The organism is Sulfitobacter sp. SH24 (genome assembly GCF_965641895.1).
Lineage (GTDB): Bacteria > Pseudomonadota > Alphaproteobacteria > Rhodobacterales > Rhodobacteraceae > Sulfitobacter > Sulfitobacter dubius.
Window position 1 is genome coordinate 111,117 of sequence record NZ_CBFFKK010000001.1, and the last position, 25,753, is coordinate 136,869.

At 53.7% G+C, this 25,753-nt stretch carries 14 protein-coding genes; 7 read left to right on the forward strand and 7 right to left on the reverse strand.

Features of this window, described 5'->3' with window-relative positions; all coding sequences use genetic code 11:
- Positions 1 to 465: 465 nt before the first annotated feature.
- From ACSQ16_RS00475 to ACSQ16_RS00495, 5 genes are all read left to right on the forward strand, one after another.
- The gene (locus ACSQ16_RS00475) at positions 466 to 8,163 is read left to right on the forward strand and encodes a type I polyketide synthase (protein ID WP_435988344.1); all 7,698 of its coding nucleotides are present in this window, start codon (positions 466 to 468) and stop codon (positions 8,161 to 8,163) included.
- A 57-nt stretch (positions 8,164 to 8,220) separates the two neighbouring features.
- Positions 8,221 to 10,521 (forward strand): efflux RND transporter permease subunit, encoded by a 2,301-nt coding sequence (locus ACSQ16_RS00480; RefSeq protein WP_435988345.1) that lies wholly within the window; start codon positions 8,221 to 8,223, stop codon positions 10,519 to 10,521.
- Positions 10,518 to 11,309: an outer membrane lipoprotein-sorting protein gene (locus tag ACSQ16_RS00485; RefSeq protein WP_435988346.1), complete on the forward strand. Its 792-nt coding sequence runs from the start codon at positions 10,518 to 10,520 to the stop codon at positions 11,307 to 11,309. The genes ACSQ16_RS00480 and ACSQ16_RS00485 overlap by 4 nt, the downstream gene beginning before the upstream one ends.
- Before the next feature lie 131 nt (positions 11,310 to 11,440).
- Complete coding sequence (gene galE / locus ACSQ16_RS00490; protein ID WP_435988347.1) at positions 11,441 to 12,424, forward strand: UDP-glucose 4-epimerase GalE; 984 nt, start codon at positions 11,441 to 11,443, stop codon at positions 12,422 to 12,424.
- Between the two features lie 342 nt (positions 12,425 to 12,766).
- The gene (locus tag ACSQ16_RS00495) at positions 12,767 to 14,131 is read left to right on the forward strand and encodes a hypothetical protein (RefSeq protein WP_435988348.1); all 1,365 of its coding nucleotides are present in this window, start codon (positions 12,767 to 12,769) and stop codon (positions 14,129 to 14,131) included.
- 340 nt (positions 14,132 to 14,471) lie between these two features.
- Here ACSQ16_RS00495 and ACSQ16_RS00500 read toward each other — a convergent pair whose 3' ends face one another.
- From ACSQ16_RS00500 to ACSQ16_RS00515, 4 genes are read right to left on the reverse strand one after another with little or no spacing between them, the layout of a single operon-like run.
- The gene (locus tag ACSQ16_RS00500; protein WP_435988349.1) at positions 14,472 to 15,476 is read right to left on the reverse strand and encodes a glycosyltransferase; all 1,005 of its coding nucleotides are present in this window, start codon (positions 15,474 to 15,476) and stop codon (positions 14,472 to 14,474) included.
- The gene (locus tag ACSQ16_RS00505) at positions 15,473 to 16,471 is read right to left on the reverse strand and encodes a glycosyltransferase family 2 protein (RefSeq protein WP_435988350.1); all 999 of its coding nucleotides are present in this window, start codon (positions 16,469 to 16,471) and stop codon (positions 15,473 to 15,475) included. Before ACSQ16_RS00505 ends, ACSQ16_RS00500 begins: the two co-directional genes overlap by 4 nt.
- 20 nt (positions 16,472 to 16,491) lie before the next feature.
- Positions 16,492 to 17,412, reverse strand: a complete 921-nt coding sequence (locus ACSQ16_RS00510; protein ID WP_435988351.1) for a glycosyltransferase family 2 protein — start codon at positions 17,410 to 17,412, stop codon at positions 16,492 to 16,494.
- A 3-nt stretch (positions 17,413 to 17,415) separates the two neighbouring features.
- Positions 17,416 to 18,651, reverse strand: coding sequence for an oligosaccharide flippase family protein (locus ACSQ16_RS00515; RefSeq protein ID WP_435988352.1), 1,236 nt, complete (start codon positions 18,649 to 18,651; stop codon positions 17,416 to 17,418).
- 202 nt (positions 18,652 to 18,853) lie between these two features.
- Between ACSQ16_RS00515 and ACSQ16_RS00520 the strand changes: the two genes are divergently transcribed.
- Positions 18,854 to 20,050 carry a polysaccharide biosynthesis/export family protein gene (locus tag ACSQ16_RS00520; protein ID WP_435988441.1) on the forward strand — a complete coding sequence of 399 codons (1,197 nt, stop codon included), beginning with the start codon at positions 18,854 to 18,856 and terminating at the stop codon, positions 20,048 to 20,050.
- Positions 20,051 to 20,096: 46 nt separating this feature from the next.
- Here ACSQ16_RS00520 and ACSQ16_RS00525 read toward each other — a convergent pair whose 3' ends face one another.
- From ACSQ16_RS00525 to ACSQ16_RS00535, 3 genes are read right to left on the reverse strand one after another with little or no spacing between them, the layout of a single operon-like run.
- On the reverse strand, positions 20,097 to 22,622 hold the full coding sequence (locus tag ACSQ16_RS00525) for a response regulator (protein ID WP_435988353.1): 2,526 nt from the start codon (positions 22,620 to 22,622) through the stop codon (positions 20,097 to 20,099).
- A 58-nt stretch (positions 22,623 to 22,680) separates the two neighbouring features.
- On the reverse strand, positions 22,681 to 23,406 hold the full coding sequence (locus tag ACSQ16_RS00530) for a sugar phosphate nucleotidyltransferase (protein ID WP_435988354.1): 726 nt from the start codon (positions 23,404 to 23,406) through the stop codon (positions 22,681 to 22,683).
- Between the two features lie 48 nt (positions 23,407 to 23,454).
- Positions 23,455 to 24,867 (reverse strand): WecB/TagA/CpsF family glycosyltransferase, encoded by a 1,413-nt coding sequence (locus tag ACSQ16_RS00535; protein ID WP_435988355.1) that lies wholly within the window; start codon positions 24,865 to 24,867, stop codon positions 23,455 to 23,457.
- A gap of 222 nt (positions 24,868 to 25,089) precedes the next feature.
- Here ACSQ16_RS00535 and ACSQ16_RS00540 point away from each other — a divergent pair, with 222 nt between their 5' ends.
- Positions 25,090 to 25,704: a response regulator transcription factor gene (locus tag ACSQ16_RS00540; RefSeq protein WP_168612176.1), complete on the forward strand. Its 615-nt coding sequence runs from the start codon at positions 25,090 to 25,092 to the stop codon at positions 25,702 to 25,704.
- Positions 25,705 to 25,753: the final 49 nt, after the last annotated feature.

Genomic DNA, 25,753 nt, shown 5'->3' on the forward strand with positions numbered 1-25,753 from the left:
CGGGCCAGTGCAGGAATGGCAGACGCGGAAACTTAGGATAAAGCGGATCGTGCAGTCAGAAGGCTATGGGCCGTATTGACCTCGAGGGACCCGCAAAAACAACTCTTGCCTCAGAGGCAAACCCGTGAAGCCGCTTCAAGCTCTGCTGTCAATGGAAGTACCTGGCATCCTAATAGATTTTTCCAATCCATACTTTGGTATGGGTCTGTCATGGGCCTCAGCGACATTCTGAGGGTCGTCTCGATGTTTAAAGGCCTCACTTGATCTCTTTGCATCTTTCGTCGCCCGGGTACCGGATCAGGGCAAGATGTCGAATTATACAAAAAAGTCTGGGTAAATCTCCGGTTCTGGTGGAGTATTTACAGAAAAAGCATCGCGATCACTGTCGGTCTAGCGGCCGTAGAACAAGTTCGAGGGGCGTAATATTCTCTAAGCGCCTCAGATCCGAACAGGGACAGAAGGTAGATGAGATCAATGCCCTTTGCAGCAAACGATAGTACCAAACCTCATAACGCCACCAAAATCGCAATCATCGGACTGGCTTTTCGGTTTCCCGGCGCAGAAGATAATCCAGACAGTCTATGGCAAATGCTTTGTGAGCAAGGCACCGGGATTGTTGAAATCCCCAATGAGCGTTTTTCCACCGAAAAATTCTACGATTCGAACCCTGAAGCTCTCGGAAAGTCTTACACAAAATGGGCAGGGATCCTGCCTGGGATTGATCAATTTGACCCTAAGTTCTTTGGCCTTGCGCCGAGAGAAGCAGCCAGCATGGACCCCCAGCAAAGGCTCGTTTTGCAGGCGGTATATGGGGCCCTTGAAGACGCGCAGATAAAGATGGATGATGTGGTAAGCTGGCGTACCGGCGTCTTTGTTGGGGTTTCTCAATCTGACTACAAAACCATCCGCGAGATGAACACGGCAGATGAGGAAAAATATGCAGGCACTGGCTATGCGATGTCCATTGTGGCCAATAGGGTATCACATCGTCTTAATCTGTCAGGTCCCAGTGTATCGGTAGATACCGCTTGCTCGTCTTCTTTGGTCGCCTTGGATGAGGGCGTGCGTCATCTCCAGGCGGGCAGTTGCGACATGGCATTCGTCAGCGGCGTTAACGTAATTGCTCACCCTGGCGCGTTCGTCGCTTTTTCAAAAGCTGGCATGCTGTCCCCGACAGGACAGTTATCGACTTTTGACAAGACAGCAAATGGATATGTGAGAGGAGAAGGAGTAGGGGCATTGCTCCTGAAACCTTTGGATGCGGCTATGCGCGATGGCAACCGTATCCATGCGGTGATCGAAGCCACAGCGGTCAATCAAGATGGCCAGACGGGTACGATGACGGCTCCCAGCCCGGAGGCCCAGATAGATGTTATCGAACAGCTGTTCGCAAAGTCAGGACGTGTCCCATCTGAGGTTGGCTATGCTGAAGCACATGGGACCGGTACGCCGATCGGTGATCCCATTGAAGCAGGGTCCATTGGTCAAGCTATTGGACGACGCATTCCAGACCGCAAATTGTATATTGGCTCAATCAAGCCCAATGTGGGTCACCTTGAATCGGCGGCGGGTATGGCCGGTGTCATCAAGGCAGTTCTCTCCCTACAAAAAGGAGAGATCCCGCCCAATCGCCGGTTTCACGATCCCAATCCGGCGATCCCGCTGGATGCACTTAATCTAGAAGTTCCCCAGAAGATCACGCCTTTCCCTGCGGTCGCCGGGGAGCGACGCGCAATCGTAAACTCCTTTGGTTTTGGCGGCACCAATGCTTCCACACTAATTGCTTCGGCGCCCTGCCAAGAGGGGGCGCTTCAGAAGGAGACATCTGCGGTTTCAGCGCCCGATAGCACTCAAACAAGTAGCCCTATTTTGGTTCCTCTGAGTGCCGCCTCTCCTAAGGCCCTTTCGGGGGCTGCGCGCAATCTTCTGCAGGCTCGTCAAAATGGCTCTTTGGCAGAGGTTTCGCTCAGCCGCTTGGCGGCAAGCTTAGCAGATGGCCCGGCAATGTATTCTTACCGGGCAGTTATCTTATGCAAGTCAGAACAGGATCTGCTTTCAGGCCTTGAGGCTCTCAGCGCAGAAGAACTGCCCGATGAGTTGCCAGAACATGTTCGCATGGGGCAGGTCAAACATGTGCCGAAGCTGGTGTTTACCTATTCAGGGCAGGGCAACCAGTCATGGAATATGGCGCGTGATCTGATGGCTCATGCGCCTGTTTTCAAAGCTGCTATTGAGGAGTTTGACGCGGCTTATGCTGCTGTCAGTGGATGGTCGGTGCTGGCTGAAATGGCCAAAAACAAAGAGGCCAGTAATGTTGATAAGACGTGGGTGACCCAGCCCGCTCTGGTCGCTGTGCAATATGCGTTGACGGCCCTATGGCGCCATTGGGGTGTTACGCCGGACATGGTTTTGGGGCACAGCGTTGGCGAAGTTGCTGCCACGATTGAATGTGGCGCCACATCGCTAAAGGACGCCGTGCGCTACTTATCCAAGCGCAGTACAATATTGGACCATATAACGCGTCCAGGGGCGATGGCTGCCGTGGGGCTGCCGCCAGAGGATGTCGAGGCGATGCTGCCTGGCAACGGAACGATCGATATTGCCGGACGAAACGGGCCGGGCGCTACGACCATAAGTGGACAAAAGGCTGCGATTGAAGCCTTTGTTACGGAGTTTGAGGCCACCTACCCAGACACTTTTATCCGATTGTTGAAGATTGATGGCGCCTGGCACTCCCATCTTTTGGAAGAAGCAGAAGATTGGTTGCGGCGTGAAGTCGGAGAAATCCGCTGGTCCCAGCCTAAAGTGGATTTCTTGTCTACCGTAACAGGCAAGTTAGAGACCCGTCTCGATTTAGATTACTGCTGGCAAAACCTGCGTCAATCTGTGCGCTATATGGATGCGATTGAGGCGGCGATTGAGATGGGCGCTACGACCTTTCTCGAGATTGGGCCACACACAACACTCAAACCTTTGACCGCAAGCACTGCGCTAGCCTCTGGGGCGGCGATAGATGTGGTGTCATCCATGAGCCACAAGTATCCAGACTTGGATTATTTCGCTGAAGCGGCGGCTGAGCTCTTTGTGCAGGGGGTCAATCTAGACTGGCAAGCTCTCTATGGTTCTAGAGATAGCAGCATTTCCCTTCCAAGCTATGCTTGGGATACTGACCGCTACTGGGCGGACTCAGAAGATTCAAATTTCCAACTTTTCACCTGTCCTGACCATCCCCTCTTAGGGCTCCGCACCCCAGGGCCGGCGGACGTTTGGGTTCAAGATATCAACCTATCCTCCCCGCCTTTTCTGAAAGATCACCGTTATGTCGGAGAAGCGCTATTTCCAGCCGCCGGGTATGTGGATGTTATGTTGGCTGCAGGGCAAGCACTGTTTCCAGACAAAGTACTCGAACTAGAGAATGTCGGTTTTCATAAAGCGCTGTTTTTGCCCGCCCAAGGGACGGTGCAGTTGCAAACAGTCTTTGTGCCCGACCGCGGGCGTATTGAAGTAAGCAGCCGGTTGCGCAACAGCGGTGAAGAATGGGTGTTGCGGGCCAGCGCGGTACTGCGCCCAGTAGATGTCGCGCGGCCTGGCAACTTGGCGAAGCGGCACCGGAAAGATGCGAACCTGCACGTTCCGGATATTTCTGCTTTCTACGAAGAGTTGGAGCATGCCGGTGCTGTCACATACGGCCCCGCCTTCGCCACGATCCAAAGCCTTGTGATGGACCGCGACAGCGCCGTAGGCGTGATTGCCGCGCATGAAAGCTGCCGGCCAACTTTGAATAAATATGTGGCCCATCCGGCAATTTTAGACGGATGTATGCAAACTCTATCAGGTCAGCTCTGGGTCGATAGGGATGTGGCGGCTCAGCATCAGCTCGCCCTGCTACCGACCGGAATTGCGCGGGTACGGTGCTATGCTCGTCTGCCTGCGGATGTCACTGCGAACATATCGATTGGAGAGAGCAGCTCTTATGAACAAGGGCGTGGCAAAATAGATATCGCGGATGCCGACGGCGCTATTTTGTTGAGCGTTTCTGGCCTGAGGGCCAAAGAGATGCCCCAGACCCCAGCCGTACCGGAAGACGCGCAAACGCCGCCTGATTTTATTGTCGAAGAGTTAGATTTAGTTGAATTGGATCTGAGCTTGAAAGAGACGCCTGGGCGCTGGCTCGTCTTGGGGGAGGACACTGCGCAAACCGCCAGTCTCATCGAGGCGATGCAAACACAAGGGGCAGATGTTACTCGTCTAGGACATGACACGCTTGGTGAGGATATCACGGATGCTTTGGCCGATATCCTTATGCCTGCCGCCAGTAAGGACGATGCAGCCCCTGCTATTGAAGGTATTGTTTTTGCTTGGCCTTTGTCTGCCCCTGATTTGGCGGAAGATTGCACAACAGCTGAGATCTATGAGGCTGTGCGCGGCCCGGTACAAACGCTCATCGAGATGGGGGTTGCGCTGCATGACATACGAGGACTTCACACCTTACCGCGCATCGTGATTGCCACCAAAAACGTGCGCGCGATTGCAGAGAACTGTTTGACCCCCTCCAGTGTAGCGGGGGCTTCTGTGATGGCGACAATGCGCACCCTGTCAACGGAATTGCCTGAGCTTAACTTCCGTCATATCGATGTGGCCCAAGAGCAAAGCGAGATGAACGCGCGGCTGGCGTCCGCGATCTTGTGCACGATGGAGGAAACCGAGATCGCGCTGTGCCAAGATGCGATTTATGCCGCGCGTCTAAAAGTGCGCGCACGTGATGATCTCCCGCAGCGCCAGCTGACCATCGAAGCAGAGGATACGCGTAACTTTAAAGTCACTATGCCCCAACCAGGGGTCATTGACAGGCTAGACCTTTTTGAGTGCCCGAGCCGTCCTTTGGGGGCGGATGAGGTTCGCATTAAGGTGCGGGCGGTTGGGTTGAACTTCCGAGACATCATGGCAGTGACGGCTTTACTGCCAGAAGATGCGGAAGCTGAGCCTGCTTGGCAAAACCTGGGGTTAGAGTTTTCTGGAGATATTGTCGAAGTAGGCGAGAAGGTCACAGCTTTTGCCCTGGGAGACAGGGTTATGGGTATGGGGCGCAATTGCTTGCAGCGTTTTCTTGCGATCAGCGCGGAGGGGTTGATCCCGATGCATGATGCTTTGGATTATGATGCTGCAGTCACAATTCCTTCAGCTTTCGCGACGGCCCATTATGCTCTCAAAGAAGTGGGGCGGTTGTCTGAAGGCGACAAGGTTCTGATCCATGTGGCTACAGGTGGCGTCGGGTTGGCCGCGCTTCAGATCGCTCAAGCGGCAGGGGCAGAAGTGTTCGCAACCGCAGGCAATGACGACAAACGTGCCTTGCTACGCGAGCGAGGTGTCGCGCATGTGATGAACTCGCGCAGCCTCGATTACGCCGATGAAATCATGGCGCTTACCCAAGGCACAGGGGTGGATCTGATCCTGAACTCTCTACCGGGAAGCAATATTGATAAAGGGCTAGACATCCTTGCCCCTTACGGTCGGTTTCTAGAAATCGGCAAACGTGACGTCTATGCGGACCATGCGGTAGGTATGAAAGCCATGCGCCGCAATCAGTCGTTTAATGTCATTGACCTTGCCGCCATGGGGACGGAGCGTCCTGAGCTTCTCGCAAGCCAGATGCATGCCGTCATGAGCGATATTCGCGAAGGCCGGCTCGCCCCATTGCCCACCACAAACTTCCCCCTTTCAAAGGTCCGCGCAGCCTTTCGTTACATGTCTCAGGCCCAGCATGTAGGCAAAGTGGTCGTGACCTTTGACGAAGAAGCGTTTGTCATTCGCGAAGATCGCGACAAACCAATGATCTTCCGCAAAGATGCTAGCTATTTAATTACCGGCGGGACACGCGGCTTTACTTTGGCGATGGCTGACTGGATGAGCCGCCAAGGAGCCGGTCGCTTGTTGCTTGCGTCTCGGTCGGGCAAGCTTGCGGAGGAAGACCAACCGCTTCTTGAGGCAATGCGTGCGCGGGGTACCGAGGTGCGCGAGCAAGTATTAGATACAACGGATGGCATCGCTGTGCAGGAGGCCGTCCTGGCTGCTGCTGGCGATCAGGATAAGCCCCTGGCGGGCATCTTACATGGTGCTGCGGTCATCAAAGACACCTTGATTACCATGATGACGCCTGAGGTCTTAGAAGCCGTGTTGGCGCCGAAAGTTGTCGGGGCTTGGGCTTTGCATCAAGCAGAGCAGGCACTCGATGCCCCTCTCGATTTTATAATAAACTTTTCTTCCATATCCCAAACGTTCGGGGCCATGGGGCAAAGCAACTATGTCGCGGCCAATGGCTTTCTGTCTGCTTTGGCAGAGTACCGAACAGCGCATGGCCATCAAGGCGGCACGATAGACTGGGGAGCTATTGCGGATACAGGTTTTGTTGCGCGTGACGAGCAGTTGGCAAGCTATCTTGAGACCTCCGGGATGGCTGGGCTTCACGCCAGAGAGGCCGAGGTCGCCCTTGGTACTCTTTTACGGACCGGGCTAGGGCAAATTTGTTATGGCCGTGGAGATTGGGAGCAAACGGGCCGAACGAATATAGCGCTTTCACGGACACCGCGGTTCGCCAGTATGATCAGTGGCAGAGGCCGAGATGACAGTGACTTGGCCAAACGCCTATCTTCGCTTTCTGGCGATGCTCTTGTCGCCGAAATCGCAGGGTTCGTGACATCTACCTTGTCTGATCTGCTCAAGGTTACGCTGAGCCCGGACGATCTAGAGATGCCAATGAGTGAAGCGGGATTGGACTCGCTTTCCTCCTTTGAGCTTAAAATGCGCTTGGAGACAGAGCTCGGCGTATCCATCATGGCGTCGCATTTTCTCAAAGCGCCCACCATTGGCGAGCTTTCGAAAGTTTTGGCGCAGGAATTTGAGGCGCAGCAAGCGCGCGCTTCAGGTGGTGCAGATGATGAAAACGTTGAGGGGCAAGCCACTTCTGCGATGGGGTCCCACAAGCGCGCATTTACGCAAGAGCAAGCAGGTATGATTGCAACGACGGTTGCGCGCTTTACCTCTTCGTCAACGCGCCGCGCATTTGAGCACCGCTTAACATTTGATGCTCCTGCAGGCGTGGGAGCCAGCGATCTCCAGCAAGCGATCTATGCGACATTCATGCGTTTCCCTCTAATGGGGCTGACATGCGACTTATCGCTGGGGTCTCAGCCGCATTTGGCTTTGGGGGAAGCCCCTCAATTGGCGCAAGGGCATTTGGCCCCTGAAGACGTTTTAGATGTAGAGCGCGGTGAATTGCTCCGGTTCGGCCAGATTGCTCACGATTCCGGCCTACAGGTGCAAATCTCTATGCATGCAGCTTTAGGCGACGCGCAGGCACTAAAAGTGCTAAAAGATGCACTTTGGACTGAGCTTTGTGCTGTTCCGGCTCAGGCGGAAACGAACACGTTCGATGCATTGGCTCATTTAAGCTTGCTCGCCCATCATGCAGATACACCCAAAGGCCTTTGTGACCGTTCTTTTTGGAGCCACGTCTTACATGAAGTGCCGGGCCCAGTGATCTTCCCTCATCGCGGGCGTGCCTTAGGGCCTGAAACGATGGGTCGGGATCATGGCGTTGCACAGATAAAAGACGGGCATTTAAAGAGCACCTTCTCAGAAGCCGATATGCTGTTAGCCTATGCTGCTGCATTGCAAGAAGCCACAAACGGGGCTCAAGCTGTTGTCGTTGCGCGAGAGGTGCCAGCCCGTCCATTGGGGCTATCTGAAGGATTTGGCCCCTTCACGGTCACTTTGCCAGCTATTGTCCCAGTCAGCGGCTGCGATGATTGGCAGGCCGCAGACTTTAAGCGCATTCTCGCTGCAGCCAATGATCATATAGCTTTTGATATATTCAACGCGGCAGAGGAATTCGACGAGCGACTTCAGGCATCAGGCGCACGGCTCAACCAGATCGGCTTTGCCCTGCAAAGCCAATTACCGCCTTCACGCGAGGGTGCCACATACAACGATGTGCGACTAGACGTGGCGGCCAACGAAAAGGGACTATCATATCAATTTACCTTTGATGGCGCTGTGGTCACAGAGGTAGAGCAGCAAGCCGTCGTCGCTGCATTTGAAGCAAAACTGGAAGACATACTGGTTTCTCCAAACCCTTCGTCGGTAGACGCCGTGGTTGCAAGTTAACGAGCATGAAAAGCCTTATAGAAAAGCTCTGTGCTGCTATGAAGGCAGCAGGCCCTCATGCGTGTTGAGAAAAAGGCGCATGCGGGCCGCTTAAGCACGCGTCGGCTCGCACACTATATCGTCACATATGATGTGATGTTTTTCGCACTGGGCGCAGTGCTCTTAATGATCGCCAGCCTCGGCCTGCTACGCTTGAGCTTTTCCAGTGATAACCGTGATTTTTTTGGTGCGAGCAACCCAGATATAAACGCTGTTCTCCAACTCGAGGATACCTATTCAAAATCTGACACACTTATTTTCGCCGTCGTGGGCGAGGAAGATATATGTACACCGCAAGGTTTGACGCGGCTGAGAGCCTTCACCGAAGAAGCTTGGTTGCTACCTGATGTGTTGCGGGTGGATTCTGTAGCCAATTTTAACCACAGCTATGCAGAGGGCGATGATATCATCATTGAGCCCTTGCTCTCCGAAGAGGCCGATCTGGGCCCGGAAGACGCGCAACGCGTCAAAGATATTGCGTTGACGTCGACCGAGTTGGTGCATCGCTTGATCGCACCTGATTGCAAAGCCTTCGGCATCTTTATTGACCTTGTTCCTTCTGAGAATGCGTCACTTGATCGATTGGATATGGCAGAACGCGCGCGCGCGTTGAAAGCCGATTGGCAGGCACGCGCACCTGACTTGACTATACATGTCAGTGGCGGGGTCATTGGGGGGGTCTCCATCAATGAGGCTGCGCAACGCGACATGCGCCACCTGGTGCCACTGTCCTTCGCGGTCGTGACGCTTTTGATGTTGCTGGGCTTGGGCACGATTAGCGGATGGTTGGCAACAACTCTCGTAACCTTAAGCGGCACGATCGCGACCTTAGGTTTTGCGGGGTGGATGGGTATTGCGCTTATTCCCGCCACGGCCACGAGCCCTCTCGCCGTCATGGTGCTGATCACAGCGTCTTGTGTCCATGTGGTCTTGGGGTGGGCGCGCCGTATGGCCCAAACACAAAATCGCTTATTAGCGACCTATGAGGCTGTGGAAGAGAACCTCACGGCCGTATCGGTCACGAATATCACAACTGCCATTGGGTTCTTATGTTTGAATTTTTCTGAATCGCCCCCGCTGGCTCAGATGGGAACAATTGTGGCCTTCGGCATTGTGGTTGGCTGGTTGCTCACAGGGATGTTCTTGCCACTGATTTTGCGAAGAGCGCCGGCTTTGTGCTTTAAGCCTGTACACATTCCTGGGCATCAGTTGGAAAAGCTTGCGTCCTTCGCCCTGCATAAGCGTGGCGTGGTGAGCCTCTTTGGTCTCGCGATAGTGGTCGCTTTACTAGGCCTGTCGCAAATCCGGTTCAATGATAGTGCCCTTCGCTACTTTGACGAAAGTTTTAGCTTCCGTACCGATAATGATGCCATTGAGGAGCACTTAACTGGTATGGAGAGCGTGCATTTTTCCTTCCAAGCGCCGGAAGGTCATAGTGTTTTTTCCCCAGAGTTTTTGAACCGCGTTGATAGTTTTACAGACTGGGTGCGAACCCAAGATAAGGTCCTTTTTGTAGGCTCCCTAACGGACGTCTTGAAACGGCTCAATCAGACTTTGGCAGGCGGATCACAGGACAGCTACGAATTAGCGGCGAGCCAGCAAGGCAATGCTCAAGCGATGATGCTATACGAACTGTCACTGCCCCTCGGGCAGGACATGAACCAGGTGATGAATATCGACCGGAATAGAACCCGCCTGACAGTGGTCCTGAGGGGGGCCGATGGTCAAGATATTGCTCAGTTTGCGCAGCGTTCAGAGGCGTGGTTGCGTGAGAACGAACCCCAAATTGCCACCAGAGCTGTTGGGGTTGGGGTCGCGTTTTCCAAGCTCACACAGCGGAACAATCAGTCAATGATCTATGGTATGCTAACGGTATTGGTGTTGGTGTCAGTTTTGATGACTTTGTCATTGAAAGACCTCCGCTTAGGGCTCGTCAGTCTGGTGCCAAATGTCGCACCTGCCATTTTAGCATTTGGTTTGTGGGGCTGGCTGATTGGAGATGTCAATTTGGGGTCAACCGTCGTGACGACAATGACCTTCGGCATCGTTGTGGATGATACAGTGCACATTATGATACATTACAATCGTCATCGACGCCGGGGTTTGGACCGCGAAGCCGCATTGCGCCTGACATTCCGCACTGTAGGCACAGCCCTCATGGTCACGTCTGTCGCAATTAGTAGCGGATTTTTCATCATGACCCAGAGTGGCTTTTTGATAAACCAACACCTAGGCGGCTTAACAACCATAGTTATTGTGTTGGCGCTATTCACAGACCTGATCTTGTTACCAGCCGTTCTTGAAAGGACAAAGCTATGATCTTCAAAAGATTGCTTATACCGCTTGTCATTATTTGCTCAGGCGCCACCTCCGGATTTGCGCAAGATGCGCAAAAAGGGCAGCAGATTTCACAGCGCGCAGAAGCCGCCGGAAACGGCTATGGCGATTTTACGGTGCAGGGAGATATGACGTTGCGCACAGCGGGGGGCGCCACCAGTAAACGCCGCTTTGCCGCCAAAAACCTGGAGCTGAATGGTGGGCGTGCCACGCGCTACATGATGGTATTCGATTGGCCCGGGGATATCCGAGGCACTGCTTTACTTACCCATTCGTTCAACGGAAAACAGGACAGTCAATGGCTGTATCTTCCCGCTGCGGGGCGGGTAAAGAAAATAGCGGGCAACGGTCGTTCGGGCTCATTTGTGGGCAGCGAATTTTCCTATGAAGATATGGTCGAACAGGATGCATCCAGTTATCGGCATGTGTGGTTAAGGGACGAGGCATGCCCCATTGGCGCTGGCACTTGTCACCTTCTACAAAGGACACCGATCTTTAAGTCAGGATATTCTCAACAAGCTGTGTGGATAGATACCAATGCTCTACGGTATCAACTTATCCAGTACTACAACCGCCAAGGGCAGCTCAATAAAACGCTGACCATGAAGAATTATAAGAAGTACAAAGGGCGTTTTTGGCGCCCATCTCAGATGACGATGGTCAACCACCTCACTGGCAAAAGCACAACGTTGAATTGGAAGAACTATCAGTTCAATGTAGGACTTCAGCCCAACCAACTGACCCGCGAGGCCTTGGCGCGCGCTCAGTGAAGTCACCTCATTGCAGGATCATAGCATCTTACTGCCTTCTAGGTGAGTTTCCCCGGACAGCGATCTGATGTTCATTTGCAAAGCATCACGCAAGTAGATACGCCAACCCGACAGCGCAGTGAGAGGGTGATATGGATAAAGTGCTCGTAACCGGTGGTGCCGGGTATATCGGATCGCATGCGTGCAAGGCGTTGAAAGCTGCAGGCTTTACACCTGTCACTTATGACAATCTCGCAACTGGCTGGCGCGACGCGGTAAAGTTCGGCCCTTTTGAGGAAGGCGACCTTCAGGATCGGGTGCGGCTGGATGAGGTATTTGCCAAACATCAGCCCATTGCTGTGATGCATTTTGCAGCGCTGAGCCAAGTGGGTGAGAGTATGAGCGACCCTGGCCGCTATTGGCACAATAACGTCGGCGGATCGTTGTCTCTGGTGGAAGCGGCCGTAGCCGCCGATTGTAAGAAGTTTGTTTTTTCCTCCACTTGTGCGACCTATGGCGATCAAGACAATGTCATCCTAGACGAAACCAGCGCCCAATATCCGATCAATGCCTATGGAGCATCAAAACGGGCAATTGAAGATATCCTACGTGATTTTGAAGCTGCGCATGAGCTGCAGCATGTGATATTTCGCTACTTCAACGTGGCGGGGGCCGATCCAGAAGGCGAGGTGGGTGAGTTCCATAAACCAGAAACACATTTAATCCCACTGATGCTTGATGCCATCTCCGGAAAGCGTGCAGCTTTGACGATCTATGGTGATGACTATGATACGCCCGACGGCACCTGCATTCGCGATTATGTACATGTCTGCGATCTCGTAGACGCCCATGTGTCAGGACTAAAATGGCTGCAATCTGGCAAGGGTAGTAGGGTTTTTAACCTTGGTACCGGCAGTGGGTATTCGGTGCGCGAGGTCCTTGATTACAGCCGTGCAGTAACCAATCAGGCGGTCCCCCATACCATTGGCCCGCGCCGCCCAGGCGATTGCACCAAACTGGTGTCAGGCTCTTCGCGTGCAATGGAGGAACTGGGGTGGACGCCTATACGGTCAACGTTGGAACAGATGATTTCCGATGCTTGGCGATGGCATCAAACCGGCCACTACAATGGTTAATCTTGCGGCTCTCTGGCATGCAAACACGTCCAGTGCCTGCAGCGCGTCAGAAAGCAAATACTTTAAAAGGTTTTGATGCTCTGTCCGATCCAATAGCAACTATGTGCGGATGTGAGGCCATGAGCCTCGTAAAAGGGAGCCGCTATGTTGTTAGGTGGGGGAGAAGTTGGTAGCCCGGACCGTCACAATCGACTTACCCCTACCTTCTTGGATGAAGCGCTTTGCGTGTTCCTAAGCACACAAGCACGATAATTGCGACCTCAGTGCTCCTCATTTTGTTTTCAAATTAGATAGAAGCGTTCATCAAGAGTGAGACCGGGGCATTCTTGGGCGGGCACTTCTATGCGTAGAATACTTAAATCCTGGGGCGTTGGCATATTCGGGCTTAGCGCCGTACTGGCGGGTTCTGCGGTTGCGCAAAACATCACATTTGAGGGAGAAGGGGGCCTGATCGCTCGTAGTTTCCTCCACGACGGTGAATTGCCAGGCCAAGCTTCGCAAGGAACCCACACAATTGCCAACCTTCGGCTATCCGCGTCGTCAGAGCTCTCTTATGGGCGATGGGTAGCCGAACTGAACGGCAGTAGCGATCTGCGTCTTGGCACCCAGTCATTTGATGTAAGTAAAGCCTATTTTGAGGGGCAGGGGGGCAGGCTTCGGTACCTGATCGGCAGCGACGTCGTACACTGGGGAGTGTCTGAAGCAGCAAATCCAGTCAATATCATCAATCAGTACGGTTCGTTCTTTGAGACAGATGAAGAGCAGCGATTAGGACAACCAATGGCCGTCCTCTCGTTTGACACCCAGTACTATGGGTCGTTTAGCTTTTTCGCGCTCGCAGGCTTTCGAGAGCAGAACTATGCGGTCGCCTCTGAGCGGCTGCGCTTTAACGCGGTTCCTGACGAAAGTCGGACCATGTTTGAAGACAAAGATGATCTAGATATCGCCCTGCGCCATACCCGGACGTTCAATTTCGCCGACGGCTCATTGGACTATGGCCTGTCGTTCTTCTCAGGTACTGACAGACAGCCAGTCTATTTGCCGGGCTGCTCGTTTCGATCATCCACCGTTTCTGAAGATACCTGTACGACGATCAATGCAGATATCCGCACTGCATATGAGGGTCTAGGGCAGGGCAGTAACGATCCCTTGGCGCAGCAAGTCTTCGAGGCGGCCAGCCCCATTACGCAAGGATTTTTAGCTTCTGGCGACAGTGTCGGTTCAATCGCATACTATCAAAATATTCACCAAGTCGGGCTCGAACTGGCCTATACCACCGGTGACTGGCAGTTGAAGTTTGAAGGCGCGCAAAAGTTCACCAGTCAAGAGGACTACTTCTCTGGGGTGGTTGGCGCAGAATACAGCTTTGGAGATGCATTTCGAACAGGAGGGGACCTGCGCGCGGTCGCTGAGTATATCTACGATGGCAGATCCAGCACGCAACCTCAGACATTCTTAGATAATGACCTGCTTGCTACGCTACGCTACAATTTTAATGACTTTCGGGATACGGAAATCGCGATAAGTGGGCTTTACGATATCCATACAGATAGCAACGTTCTAAACTTGAACCTTTCCTTCCGTCTGTCCGATAATGCGCGCATGGATATCTCCTCGACCCTTATCGATGCCGAAGACCCCACCGACCCGCTAACGTCTCTAGATGGCGATGATTTTTTAGAGGTCGGCGTAAAATACTACTTCTAGCTTTGCACCTGGGGATCTTTGTCGACAGTTAATGTTTTCGTTCTGGCAGTGCGTCCTTCGCCTCTAAATTCTTAACGTAGTATTCCCGCGCCTCATCTATAAATCCGTATAATTCTACGTATTTTATCAATACATTCTCCAGCACTTTTACCCGATCCGCATCATTCATAAGCTATACCTCTTCGCTCTATGTTATCCTATGAAAACTTATAGCCGATTATGGTTAAATATAGGTAAACTTAAGAACCACCGATAATATGCATCGCACTGCATAGCCTCGCGCTCTACAGTGCTTGCCGGCGGCGCCATATGGTATCTGAGTTTTCAATAAGAGCGAAAATCATTTACCAAGAGCTGTGGAACGGTGCGGGCCCTCTATGAGAGCCGACCATGCAGATATATAAGTGCACTCTAGGTTTTTATCTTTTGTATTCAAATTGTTATGGTCAATGTTTCCTTGCTCTGTAGCCCTATCTATCGCATCCCGCCATCCATTTACATCGTGGGGTTCCACGGCTTTCGCGCCGATGGCTAGGTGGTCTTTCAGGCCATCAACATTACTAACAAGTAGCTGTCTCCCTGCTGCTAGGGCTTCAATTGCAACAAGCCCATACGCTTCCCACTGTGAAGGTATGGCGACAATACTAACCTTTGCCATGGCCGCTACAGGGTCTTGCGCAAAACCCTTAAAGCAGATCCGAGGATCATCTCCTGCAAGACGGCGCAAATCCGCTTCTTCATGGCCTTCACCGTAGAAGTGTAAAGCAATGTTTGGGTTCGTGGTCTGACGAAACGCCTCGATCAACAGATCAAAACCCTTTTGCTTTTCTAGTCGTCCAATTGCACCAATCACGTATGGCGGACCTTTCGGAGGTTCTAGGTTCCGAAATCCAGACAGATCTACACAAGATTGGATAACGGTTAGTTTTTCAGATTTTACAGCGCCACTCCTTATGAGCCATTCCGCCTGCCCATAACTAACGGCAACAATCTGATCGAAGAGGCCGTATGCATGCCGCAGCAATGCGGCGAAACGTTTCTTCCGAATGACGTTCAAAGCGACAAAATGCTCTGTGTAGCTATGCTCAACATGAATGAGCTTGGCCTTAGGATGCATGAGGCGAAGTGCAATCAGCATTGGCATCGCGCGCCAACTGATTGCCAAATTAGAAACGATGACCTCTGCTCTGATCTTTTTAGGTAGCCAGCGATCTCGTGCAACTTTGTGGAAGCCGTGTTTCGCATGCTTAGCAAGCTCTGGTGTAGTGGTAATATAATCGAGCACACGCATAACGCCGCCTGCGGTGGTGTCGTCGACTAGATGTATGATTTTGATTTGGGTCATTGAGCTGCTGTCCTAAGATGCAGTGTTTGAGACACGAGCAGAATGCGGCGCAGCACGCGACTACCTAATGCCGATAGAGTTGCGCTCGCGGCCAAAGTCACAATGGATTTGACGGGCTCTTCTATCAGCGGAGTGCGGGACTGGGCTAACCAGGCCAAGCTAAGGCTTCGAGCGCGGGACACATCTAGCGCACTGACAGCGCGGCGACTGAGGTAGCGCAGCTGGTAGGCGCGCGCGGCCGTAGTATTCACAGCAAAAAATGAAGGGTTCAAAGGTGTAAGCTTTGCAACCATACGGTCCCAAGCGGCCAGCTGGCGATCGGTTGCGGCAGAGAGCCCCGTGGCATTGATCCGGTACTGTGTCAAAAGCCCTGGAAGGCCTTCAAAGCCCCAATGCGTGGTGAGAGCAATACGCAGCCAGCATTCGATGTCTTCCGACTGCCGGAAGGTCTCATCAAAATACCAAGGGCGATGCCTTTCGAAAGCAGGCTGGTAAGCGATTTCGTCGAAAACTGCACGTCGGATCACGGGAGCTGAGCCGTTGCCAATAGGGTTGCGTTTGAAAATGTGACTGGCGCCAATGCCTTTAAGGCGGGGGCGCTGCGCCTGACCGGTCAACACCCCTTCGTTATCAATAAAGGCGGAGCCAGCATAACTGACCCCAATCTTTGAATTGGACTGGAGGTGAGCCACATGACGCGCCAGCTTATGGGGAAGCCAGATATCATCTGCATCGCAAAAGCCGATGAAGGCGCCTTTTGCAGCAGCAATTCCACTGTTCCGTGCGCCGGCCAGACCCCGATTTTTCTGACGTATGACCCGCACGCGGGGGTCAGCTGCAAACTCTGCAGCGATCTGGGATGTGGCATCGGTGGAGCCATCATCGACAATGATGATTTCAAAGTCCCCATAGGTCTGCGCAAGCAGAGCCTCAAGTGTTTGGCGCATAGTGGCTTGAACGTTGAAGGCGGGCACAATGATTGAGGCAAGTGTCATAGTGAGAGCTCCGATTGGCGTTAGCAAAACAACGAACGGCGAATGCCGCGGGGAAGAACGGTAGCGACAAGAGCTGCCCCCAAAGTCAGGGCACCCCTGCGGGCAGGAGACATAAAGCCGGCTGGCGAGTGCAGGAGGCCGGTCAAGCTGTGACGAAGCGCGGTGCTGCGCGCCCTGTCCAGGCGAAGGGCGCGCCGGGCGAGATAACGGTGATGAATTGCATGGCTGGCACGACTAGGTTGGACGCCAAAACGCGCAGCGGTGGCAAGGGCCTGCTCGCGTCCTTTCAGCATGGCATCAAGATTGGCAGAAAGCCCATCTGGAGTGGTGCGATAGTAGGTTTGCAATTTAGCGACCGGTAAAATGTGGGCGCCTTTGCCAACGAGACGCACGAGCATCTCAAGGTCTTCGTTGTGAACGATCTCGGGGTTGAAGCCGCCGCAGTTTAGAAAGGCGCTTTTTCGCAAGGTGAGGTTAGACATCGTACAGACGGGGTTTTCACCGAGCAAAGCATTGATCGACAAAGGCGCAGTTGGGACTGTGGACCAAGTATGCGCATCTTCAGGCGTGTTATGGAAAAATGCAATTTGCCCAAACGCGCCATCTATCTTCGGGTCATCAAAGACACTGATAAGCTGCAAAAGCTTATTGGGGTGCCAGATATCATCTGCATCACAAAAGGCGATCAGGTCGCCATGGGCGTGTTGGGAAACGCCCGTGTTGCGCGCGGCGCTCGGCCCTTTTTCAGCGTGACGCACCAGATGAATACGTGCGTCTGTCTTGGCGATGTCTTTGATAAGCTCAGCTGTGGCATCAGTCGACCCATCGTCAATACAAATGGCTTCCCAGTCTTGAAAGCTTTGCGCAATCAGACCCGAGAGCGTTTGCTCAATTGTATCTTGGGCGTTGAAGCAAGGCAGAATGATAGAAAATCGTGGCATATATCAAACCTTTGCGAAGTTGCGGCCGAAGGCCAATGACAGGGCAGGTAAGGAAGCACCCACCATGAGAAGAGTGGCAGTGAGCGCATAAGCAATGGCCACGGGGAGGAGGCCGAATGATGCAAATGTGGCGGTGCTGATCATGAGTGCAGATGTGATCAGGGTGGTGAGCCAAAACTCAAGATGCGCACGACCGGTGGCCCGGAGCCATCCAGCTGTGGCGGACCATAGGGTCGTTGGTATGGCGACAAGGCAAAGGATCGAAACGATTTCATCGATCTGGGACCAACCCGGGCCGAAGAGCACTGGGACGTAATGGGGTGCTAGCAAGGCCTGCAGGATCACGGCAGGCGTGATCAGACCCATGGCTAGCAAAATGCTCTGGCGCAGGGCTACCGCTTTGTGCGTGCTGGCACACAGATGCGGAAATAGAACTGTGGAAAAGGCAACCGAGAAGGAGTTTGCCAGGCTGAGCCCCGCATTGAAGGCCATGAAATAAAGCCCAAGCGCCTCCGCCCCCATCAAGCTGCCAATAATGACTTTATCAGCCTGCAAGCGTAGTGCCTTGACCAGCTCAACCCCGATTACGGCACTGCCAAAGCTTACGAATGGCCGCAAAGGTGCGCGGCCTTGGGAAAGATCAAGGGTCCAAGGATGCAGACGACGCATGGCAACAAGCCAAAACGGAGCGGTCAGCAGGCGTGGCAGAATAAGCGCCAAGGCGGAGGGCCAAAACAGCGCAAGACCTGCGGACATGAGGTTCGCTCCGACGATCTGTCCTCCAGAGATGGCTGCGGTTTGGCGCAGTTTACCGGCCCGCATGGCGAGAGCCGTTTGTACCAGACCCGCCGGCATGAAGAGATACTCACCTGCAAGCAACAAGATGAGCGCCAAAAGCACAGCGTTCCCGTTCATCGCGTAGAGAGCAAAGCCCACTGCGGATTGGGCGCAGAACAGACCGATACACCACAGCCAGAAAATTCGGTGTGCCGTAGCGCAGGTTTGTGGCAGGTCTTGCTCGGCGCTGGCGATGATCTTTTGGCCTACACCGTTCTCGGTCAAAGATTTGAGGATGTCGGCTGCGGCCAATGCGGCCGCTGCGAGGCCAATTTGTGCAAGATCAAGAGAACGCGCAACGGCAACCACCACCAACAACCGCGATGCTTTGGCCGCCACTTCCGAAGCACCGTAAGCAAGCAAGTTCTGGGCAATACGCGATGTCTTCGTCGGAGCGATCATAATAGGGTCCAGTCACATTTGATGCCCTCAAACTATTGCGAGAGCAGCTTACTGTCCTGTGCGCTAGCGGAGAGGGACATGGGGCAACCGAACTGCATCATATCCTAAAGGATAGGCTTTCAGCATGGACATCCTCTCGACCCATTGGTTGTGAATGCGTATCAAGGTTATGATCAGAGGCAATCGACAGACCTATCCACCGATGAACACAGTCTTCAAACTGAGCTCCCTGGCCTGCGTAGCGCTTGCGATAAGTGGCTGTGCCAAGTTGGATCAGCCAGATAACCTAGAAGAGGTTTCTGTTGGGGCTGCCTATCAGGCGCAATACCGTGAGCCTGATGTAAGTCGGAGAGAAGTAGAGTTTTTGCGCTCGTCGGCCATTAATGCGCGCAAATGCGCGGCCCCTCGTGGAGGGCTCGTAGGTAAAACATCCGGGCTTGCAGCGGCAGCACTGCGTGGAGAGCGCCTGACGCGCAATGATCTTGTGGATGTGCGCATTGGAGATGACGAGACATTTAATGGCAACTACGTCGTGTCACGCGATGGGACGATCAATCTGCCTTTTTTAGCACCGATACGCGCACAGGGGCGTCTAACATCGGAGATCGAGCGCGATATTGCAGCTCAATTGATCGCGGGTGATTTTTTTGCGGAGCGGCCACGTATCTCTGTTCGGGTCGCTGACTTTGCTTCTGTGACAGTAGGGGTGTCGGGCGCAGTGTTTGAGCCGCGAGCGGTGGAGATTGGAGGCGTGCCGGGAGACCAAGTTGATGGCCGCCGGCAAGAGGCGCTTGGCGCGTCGACGGAAGCACGCAACCTTTCTGCCGCTTTGCGTGCGGCAGGTGGGGTACGCCCCGATGCTGATATCTCTGCCGTAGCAGTTCGCCGCGCTAGCAAGCGCTATATCTTAGATATGCGGGGGGTGTTTGAGGGACAAAACGCCGTAGATATCATGCTTTTGACAGGAGATGAAATCTCCGTGCCAAGCCGGGGCTGCTTTCAAGAAGATCTTATGCGCCCCAGCCCAATTAGCCCCCCAGGGGTCTCGCTATTTCTCTCCAACCTCACGGTGCCAGCAGCTGGCAATGCTGTCTCAGCCATCGGCCGTGACGTAAGGGAAGTCCCCTATGGGACGCGCTATCTACAGGCCGTGATCGATACCAACTGTGTGGGCGGGGCACGGGCCACCAGCGCGAACCGGTCCTCGGTTTTGTTTTCCCGCAATCCGGTGACCAAGGTCTCGGTCGTGATTGAGCGCGATATTGAGGACCTTCTGCGCCGCGCAGACCGAGATGACTATGACCCTTTTCTGCTGCCAGGGGACGCGATCGCCTGCTATGACAGCACGGTGACCAATATCAGTGAAATCGGTAGGGTGCTTGGTCAACTGGGCCTTTAAGGGAGGCCGCGGCAGCTACGAGCCGCGTTGCTGACTGCATTTTGATCTATTCGATTCCAAGCTGCTGCTGCGTCGCGCCCCAAATGCTTTGCAGTTTTGCGATGTTTCCCTCGAGTTTTGAGGGGTCATCAGTTTGAGCCGCCTTCTCGATCTCAACCAATGTCGTGCGCATTTCGACCGCACCAAGCGCGGCAGAACTGCCAGCAATGCGATGTGCAAGCTGAGAGATCTCTTCTGCAGAATGCTGCGTGTGGTCCCTCAGATAGGTGATCGCGGTCTCCATTTCAGATACATAGCGCAGCAGAAGTTTCTCAACCGCAGCTTCGCCCAAAGTTTCTCGCAAATCGTCCAAATAAGATCTCGAGACAAGCGTGGCAGTTTCTTGCTGTACTGGGGGGGAGTGTTTTTCTGGCTGGGCAAGCGCCGAAATCATGTCAATCATGGCACTTCGATTGAGGGGCTTGGTTAGAACCTCATTCATGCCATCTTGTAAGAACGCTTCTTGCTCCTCGGGCATTGCATTGGCTGTCAGTGCAATAATTGGTGAGGTGGCACAGGCGCCCCCGGCACGGATCTCGCGAGTGGCGCGTCGCCCATCCATCACAGGCATGCTGATATCCATCAAAATGAGATCAAACCTATGGGTCTTAGCCAGATCGACGGCGATCTGACCATTATGCGCTTCGGTGACCTTGTGGCCCACCGCCTGTAGCATCTCCCGGGCCACAGAGCGGTTTATCTCATTGTCTTCTACCAAAAGGATATCAATCGATTTGGCAGTGTGTTGCGGATTCTTCGAGGAAGTTTCAGTGGTCGGCGGTGCAATAGGAACGATGGGCAAAGAAAGCGCAAAACTGCTGCCAACATTTTCCTCACTTTCGACCGTAATGGTGCCGCCTAATGCTTTGGTAAAGCGCTGTGCGATCCCCAAACCAAGCCCCGTACCGCCCACATTGCGATCATAAGAACTGTCTCCCGTCATGAAGTCATCGAAAATCTGGACTTGTAATGCTGGGTCCATACCAATGCCGGTATCACTGACGATGATCTGTAGTAGCGGCTCTTCCGCTTCCTGCACCTCTGCTTCTATCGAAACCTGGCCATCAATTGTAAATTTCACAGCATTCCCAATGATGTTCATCAAGATATGCTGAAGGCGCTCGCGATCAGATAGGATCCAATCCACGGAAGGTCCCGACCAGCCCCAAGTCAAGGTAGTGTTGTTCGCCAGTGCGGCCCCGCTTTGACTGTCCACAATGTCTCGTAGCAGATCGCTCACATTCATCGGCACAGGGCGCAGGACCAGCTTCCCTGCGTCATACTTCGTGATGTCGAGGACGTCAGAAATATGGCTCATCAGGAGCTTTCCGGACGTTTCCATGTTCTTTACATAGCGGTTCTGGCGAGGAGTGAGCTTGGTGTCTTGCAGCAATGTAAGGTTGCCCAAAAGACCATTCAGGGGCGTCCGGATTTCGTGGCTCATAGTCGCAAGGAAGTCGGTTTTTGCTTTTTCTCCGGCAAGTGCGCGATCTCGAGCCTCTACGAGGTCCCGCTCAGCCTGCATCCGATGCGAGATGTCACGCAAAAAGGCGATGAAAATCTCCCCATCGTCAGTCTGCGCGGATTGAATTGCAAGTTCTACCGGGAACAGTTCTCCGGTCGCACGTTTGGCCTCTAGTTTGATGCGACCTTTACCCACAACATGACGTTCGCCGCCATCACGCAGCCGCTGCATTCCATCGTTATGAGCCTCAAGGTGATGATCAGGAACGATCAAATCCCCCAATTCTTTTCCAATGGCATAATCTGCATCATAGCCGAATATCTGCTCCGCTGCAGAGTTGAAGACAAGAATGCGTCCTTCTGCGTCACTGACAAGCACCGCATCGAGTGCTGTATCAGTGACAATATTCATGCGCTTTCCTGCATCTACGGCCTCGGCCCGGCGTTTAACGTTTTGCGCATTCAGCCGACCAAGATAGGTGGCCAATAGCAGTAGAGTAAGCGTGAGCAAGGTGACGCCGATGGCCAGTTGGGTCAGTGTCACCGCGATAGCGTTGCGTCGCACGTCGGAATCTACCGCGAAATAATTCAGACCGGAGATGGACAACTGCCGAACGGATGGTCGGATATCCACCGTACGGCCCAACAGCATAGGCAAGTCGGCGATGAGGTCACTGTCAGGCTGATCTATGATGGAGGCGCTTTCTTCCAAGAAAGCTTGCACCTCTGCGAGATAGGCAGAAAACTGCGGCTTTAAGCGCAGGTCTTCGTAGATCGAGGACTGTCTCAGGGTCACAATTCGGCTGTAGAAGATGTCGAATTCCCGACGTAAGGCTTTGAGGTCAGGCGTGGGCTCAGAGAGGGCTGTGATGAGCTGTAATTTGTAGTCGAGGAACTCGACCTCCGACTGGGAAAGGGTCCATTGGACGTTGTCCGAACTGGCCGAATTCAGCAGGTTCAGATCGCGCGTCACGTTGCGGGAAAGCACCGCAATGCTGATCAGAATGAGACAGCCGAGACCTGCAAGCGTAAACAAACGAATGCGGGAGTCGAATATTCTACTGGCCATTGTGCACTCTTTCTCGCCTTCCAGCCTGGGCCCCAAAGGGCCCAAGCTGGAGTAAAGACTAGTCTAAGACTTCAATTCGGTCGAGTTGCCAGATGCTGCGCGCATAAGTCACTTCTGTGCTGTAGTTGGGATTGTTATCAAAAGGGTAGACGATCCAAAGCGGCCCTTTGTCTCGCAAAGACATGACTGCTCCGTCCATTTTGTACGCAATGATCGGACCCTCTTCCACAGCATCCTCCAGTGGTATTTCTACGGCATAGTCATTAATCGCTGTGGCACGCAGACTCTCGCCTTCAATTCCCAGGTGCTCCACCATATGACCGCGCTGAAGCGCATGGGCGGAGATCATCTGGCTCAAGGCCCCGCGCGGCGCGCGGATCACGTCATCAGGCAACAAGACCGCAAAGGGTTCGTCTCCCACCAAGCGAGAGGCCAGACGAACAGCATGCCCCAGGCCCAGTGGATTGTTTTGGCGCAGAAAAGCGAGGGCCCCTTCTGGAAGACGTGTGCCTTCGAGCGCAGCCAAAGCTTTGGTTTTGTTGCCAGCGGCAAGCCTGTTTTCCAACGCTGCGGCCGTATCAAAGTAGTCCTCCAAGGCACCTTTTCCGGCCGCTGTGACGAAGATGAACTCCTCGATACCGGCCTCGCGTGCCTCATCAATCGCATACTGGATCAAGGGCCGATCGACGAGAGGGAGCATCTCTTTAGGGATCGACTTTGTCGCGGGCAGAAAACGTGTTCCCATACCGGCGACCGGAAAGACGGCTTTGCGAATATGTGTCATCTGTAGTTTCTCCTAAGGGTGTATGGGGGATAAATAAGGGAGGCGAGATCAGTAGGCCCCACGCCCAGAAGCGACCGCGCCAAAGGTTCTAGCGATAAGCAGCAAATCCAGCAGTAGTGTGCGAGACTCAGCGTAGGCGAGATCCATCTCCACCATTTGGTCGAAGCCAATCGTCGCTCGGCCGGAAACCTGCCAAACGCCTGTGAGGCCCGGTTTGACGGCAAGACGGCCCAAAGCGCGTGTTGGATAGGCTGCGACTTCGCAAGGCAGGGCAGGGCGCGGCCCAACAATTGCCATATCACCGCGCAGAATATTCGCGATTTGCGGCAGCTCATCTATGGAAAAGCGTCGGATGAAGCGTCCTACACGCGTGATCCGCGGGTCTTCCCGGGATTTGAAGCACACGCCTTCACGATCTGACTGGCTCAACAGGTTGGCTCGGCGCGCCTCGGCATCAACGCTCATTGAGCGGAACTTGAAGATGCGAAATTCTTTGCCATCTCGGCCCACTCGGGTCTGGGTAAAGATAACCGGGCCACGGTCTTCAAGCTTAATCGCCAGCGCTGTAAGAGCGAAAATTGGGGAGAGCAGGATCAACGCACTGGCGGATAGGACAACATCCAAAAAGCGGCTTTGGAAATCAGCCACGGATAGTTGGCCAAGCGCTTTTACTCCGGCATGGGCGAGAAAGCTTACATTGCCAGACAAATAACGTTTGGCCAGACGACGTGGCTCTTGAGCCAAACGCCAAACCCATTCCATCCGTGTCTTACGAACCCATTTGGGCGCGCGTGTCACGCTACCAGCTAGAAAGTCAAAGAGTGCACCGACCGCTAAGCTCAATGGCGCGTTAATACGATGGGCATGCTCGTGCAGCCAGAGTTCTTGCCGGGGCACCCCCAAGGCAACCAAGAGAATGTCTGCGCCACTTGCATTGATATCGGCAATGACAGCATCGGCATTGGTCGCGCCAGCATAACCATCGCGTGTTCCAGCGATCTGCAATCCGGGTATCGTGGAAACCAATGTGCTTGCTGCTGCTGCGGCCGTGCCTGGGGCGCCACCAAAGAGATAGACTGATTTGCCTTTTTGAGCAGCTTTCGCCAGCAGCGCGGGGACTAGGTCGGTACCGTTGAGGTTCGCGGTGAGTTTGTGGCCGGTCATCCGGCCAGCCAGCTCAACTCCAATACCATCTGGCAGCAGCATATCGGCCGCTGCTACAGCGTTGGCGTAGTCCTTGTCTTGGCGGCGGATGTTGCAACAATGGGCGTTCATAAAGAAGGCGCGGCGGCGGCCCGGAGACAACAAAGAGGCGATGGCTTCCTCTTCTGTGGCATTGGCCAAATCAAGGTCGAGCGCAGGCAGGTAGACTGTCTTCAACTGGGGTACGAGAGCAGAAATGGCGGAGGTTGCGACAGTATTGAAATCTACATGTTTCATCGGGCAAATCCTTGAGTACATTGGCGTTATCTCAAGGTTGCGCGTGTTGCGGATTCTCTCAACAGAGCGGTCGGACAGGTTTTGGCCGCAAAGGTTTATAGCCGCGGGCCGCTTGCGCCGCGTTCTACCCTAATGGAGAGGTGCTCAATCCGGTTGGGTCATTCTCACGCCACAATCGAACCCGAATTTTAGCGTGCATGATCCGTAGTCCCCGTTTAGAAATCCAATGTATAGGAGAGCCAGATGCGTATTTTGATTGCAGACGACCACGACTTATTGCGGGATACATTGGCTCTGTTCTTTCAGGCTCAAAGCGACATTGAAACCTATGTTGCCTCGGACCTGCCTTCCGCATGCAAAATGATTGAAAATGATCCCCCCTATGACCTGGTGTTGCTTGATTTAAACATGCCGGGCATGAATGGTTTGAGCGGACTTAAACACGCGTTATCGCTGAAGGGCGGGCAGCGTGTGGCGCTACTTTCTGGAGAAGCCACCCGAGAAGTTGTAGAGCAAGCCTTGGAAGTCGGAGCGGCGGGGTTTGTTCCTAAAACCTTACCAGCCAAATCCATGATCAATGCTGTCAAGTTCATGGCAATGGGCGAACAGTACGCGCCGATCGACTTTATAACAGCATTAGATGAAAGCCCCATCCATCCGTTGACCGAAAAGCTTTCACCCCGCGAGCTGCAGGTGCTCAAGGGTCTCACGGAAGGCAAGTCCAACAAAGAAATCGGTCGCGACCTTGATATTACCGAGCCGACCGTCAAGCTGCATATGAAGACGCTCTATCGCAAGGTTGGTGCCTCAAATCGGACGCAAGCCGCTTTGATCGCGCGAGAGGCCGGGCTGTTTTAACTATCCTATAGGATAGGGCTTAGTCTCCGATGCCCTTAGAACCAGCCGA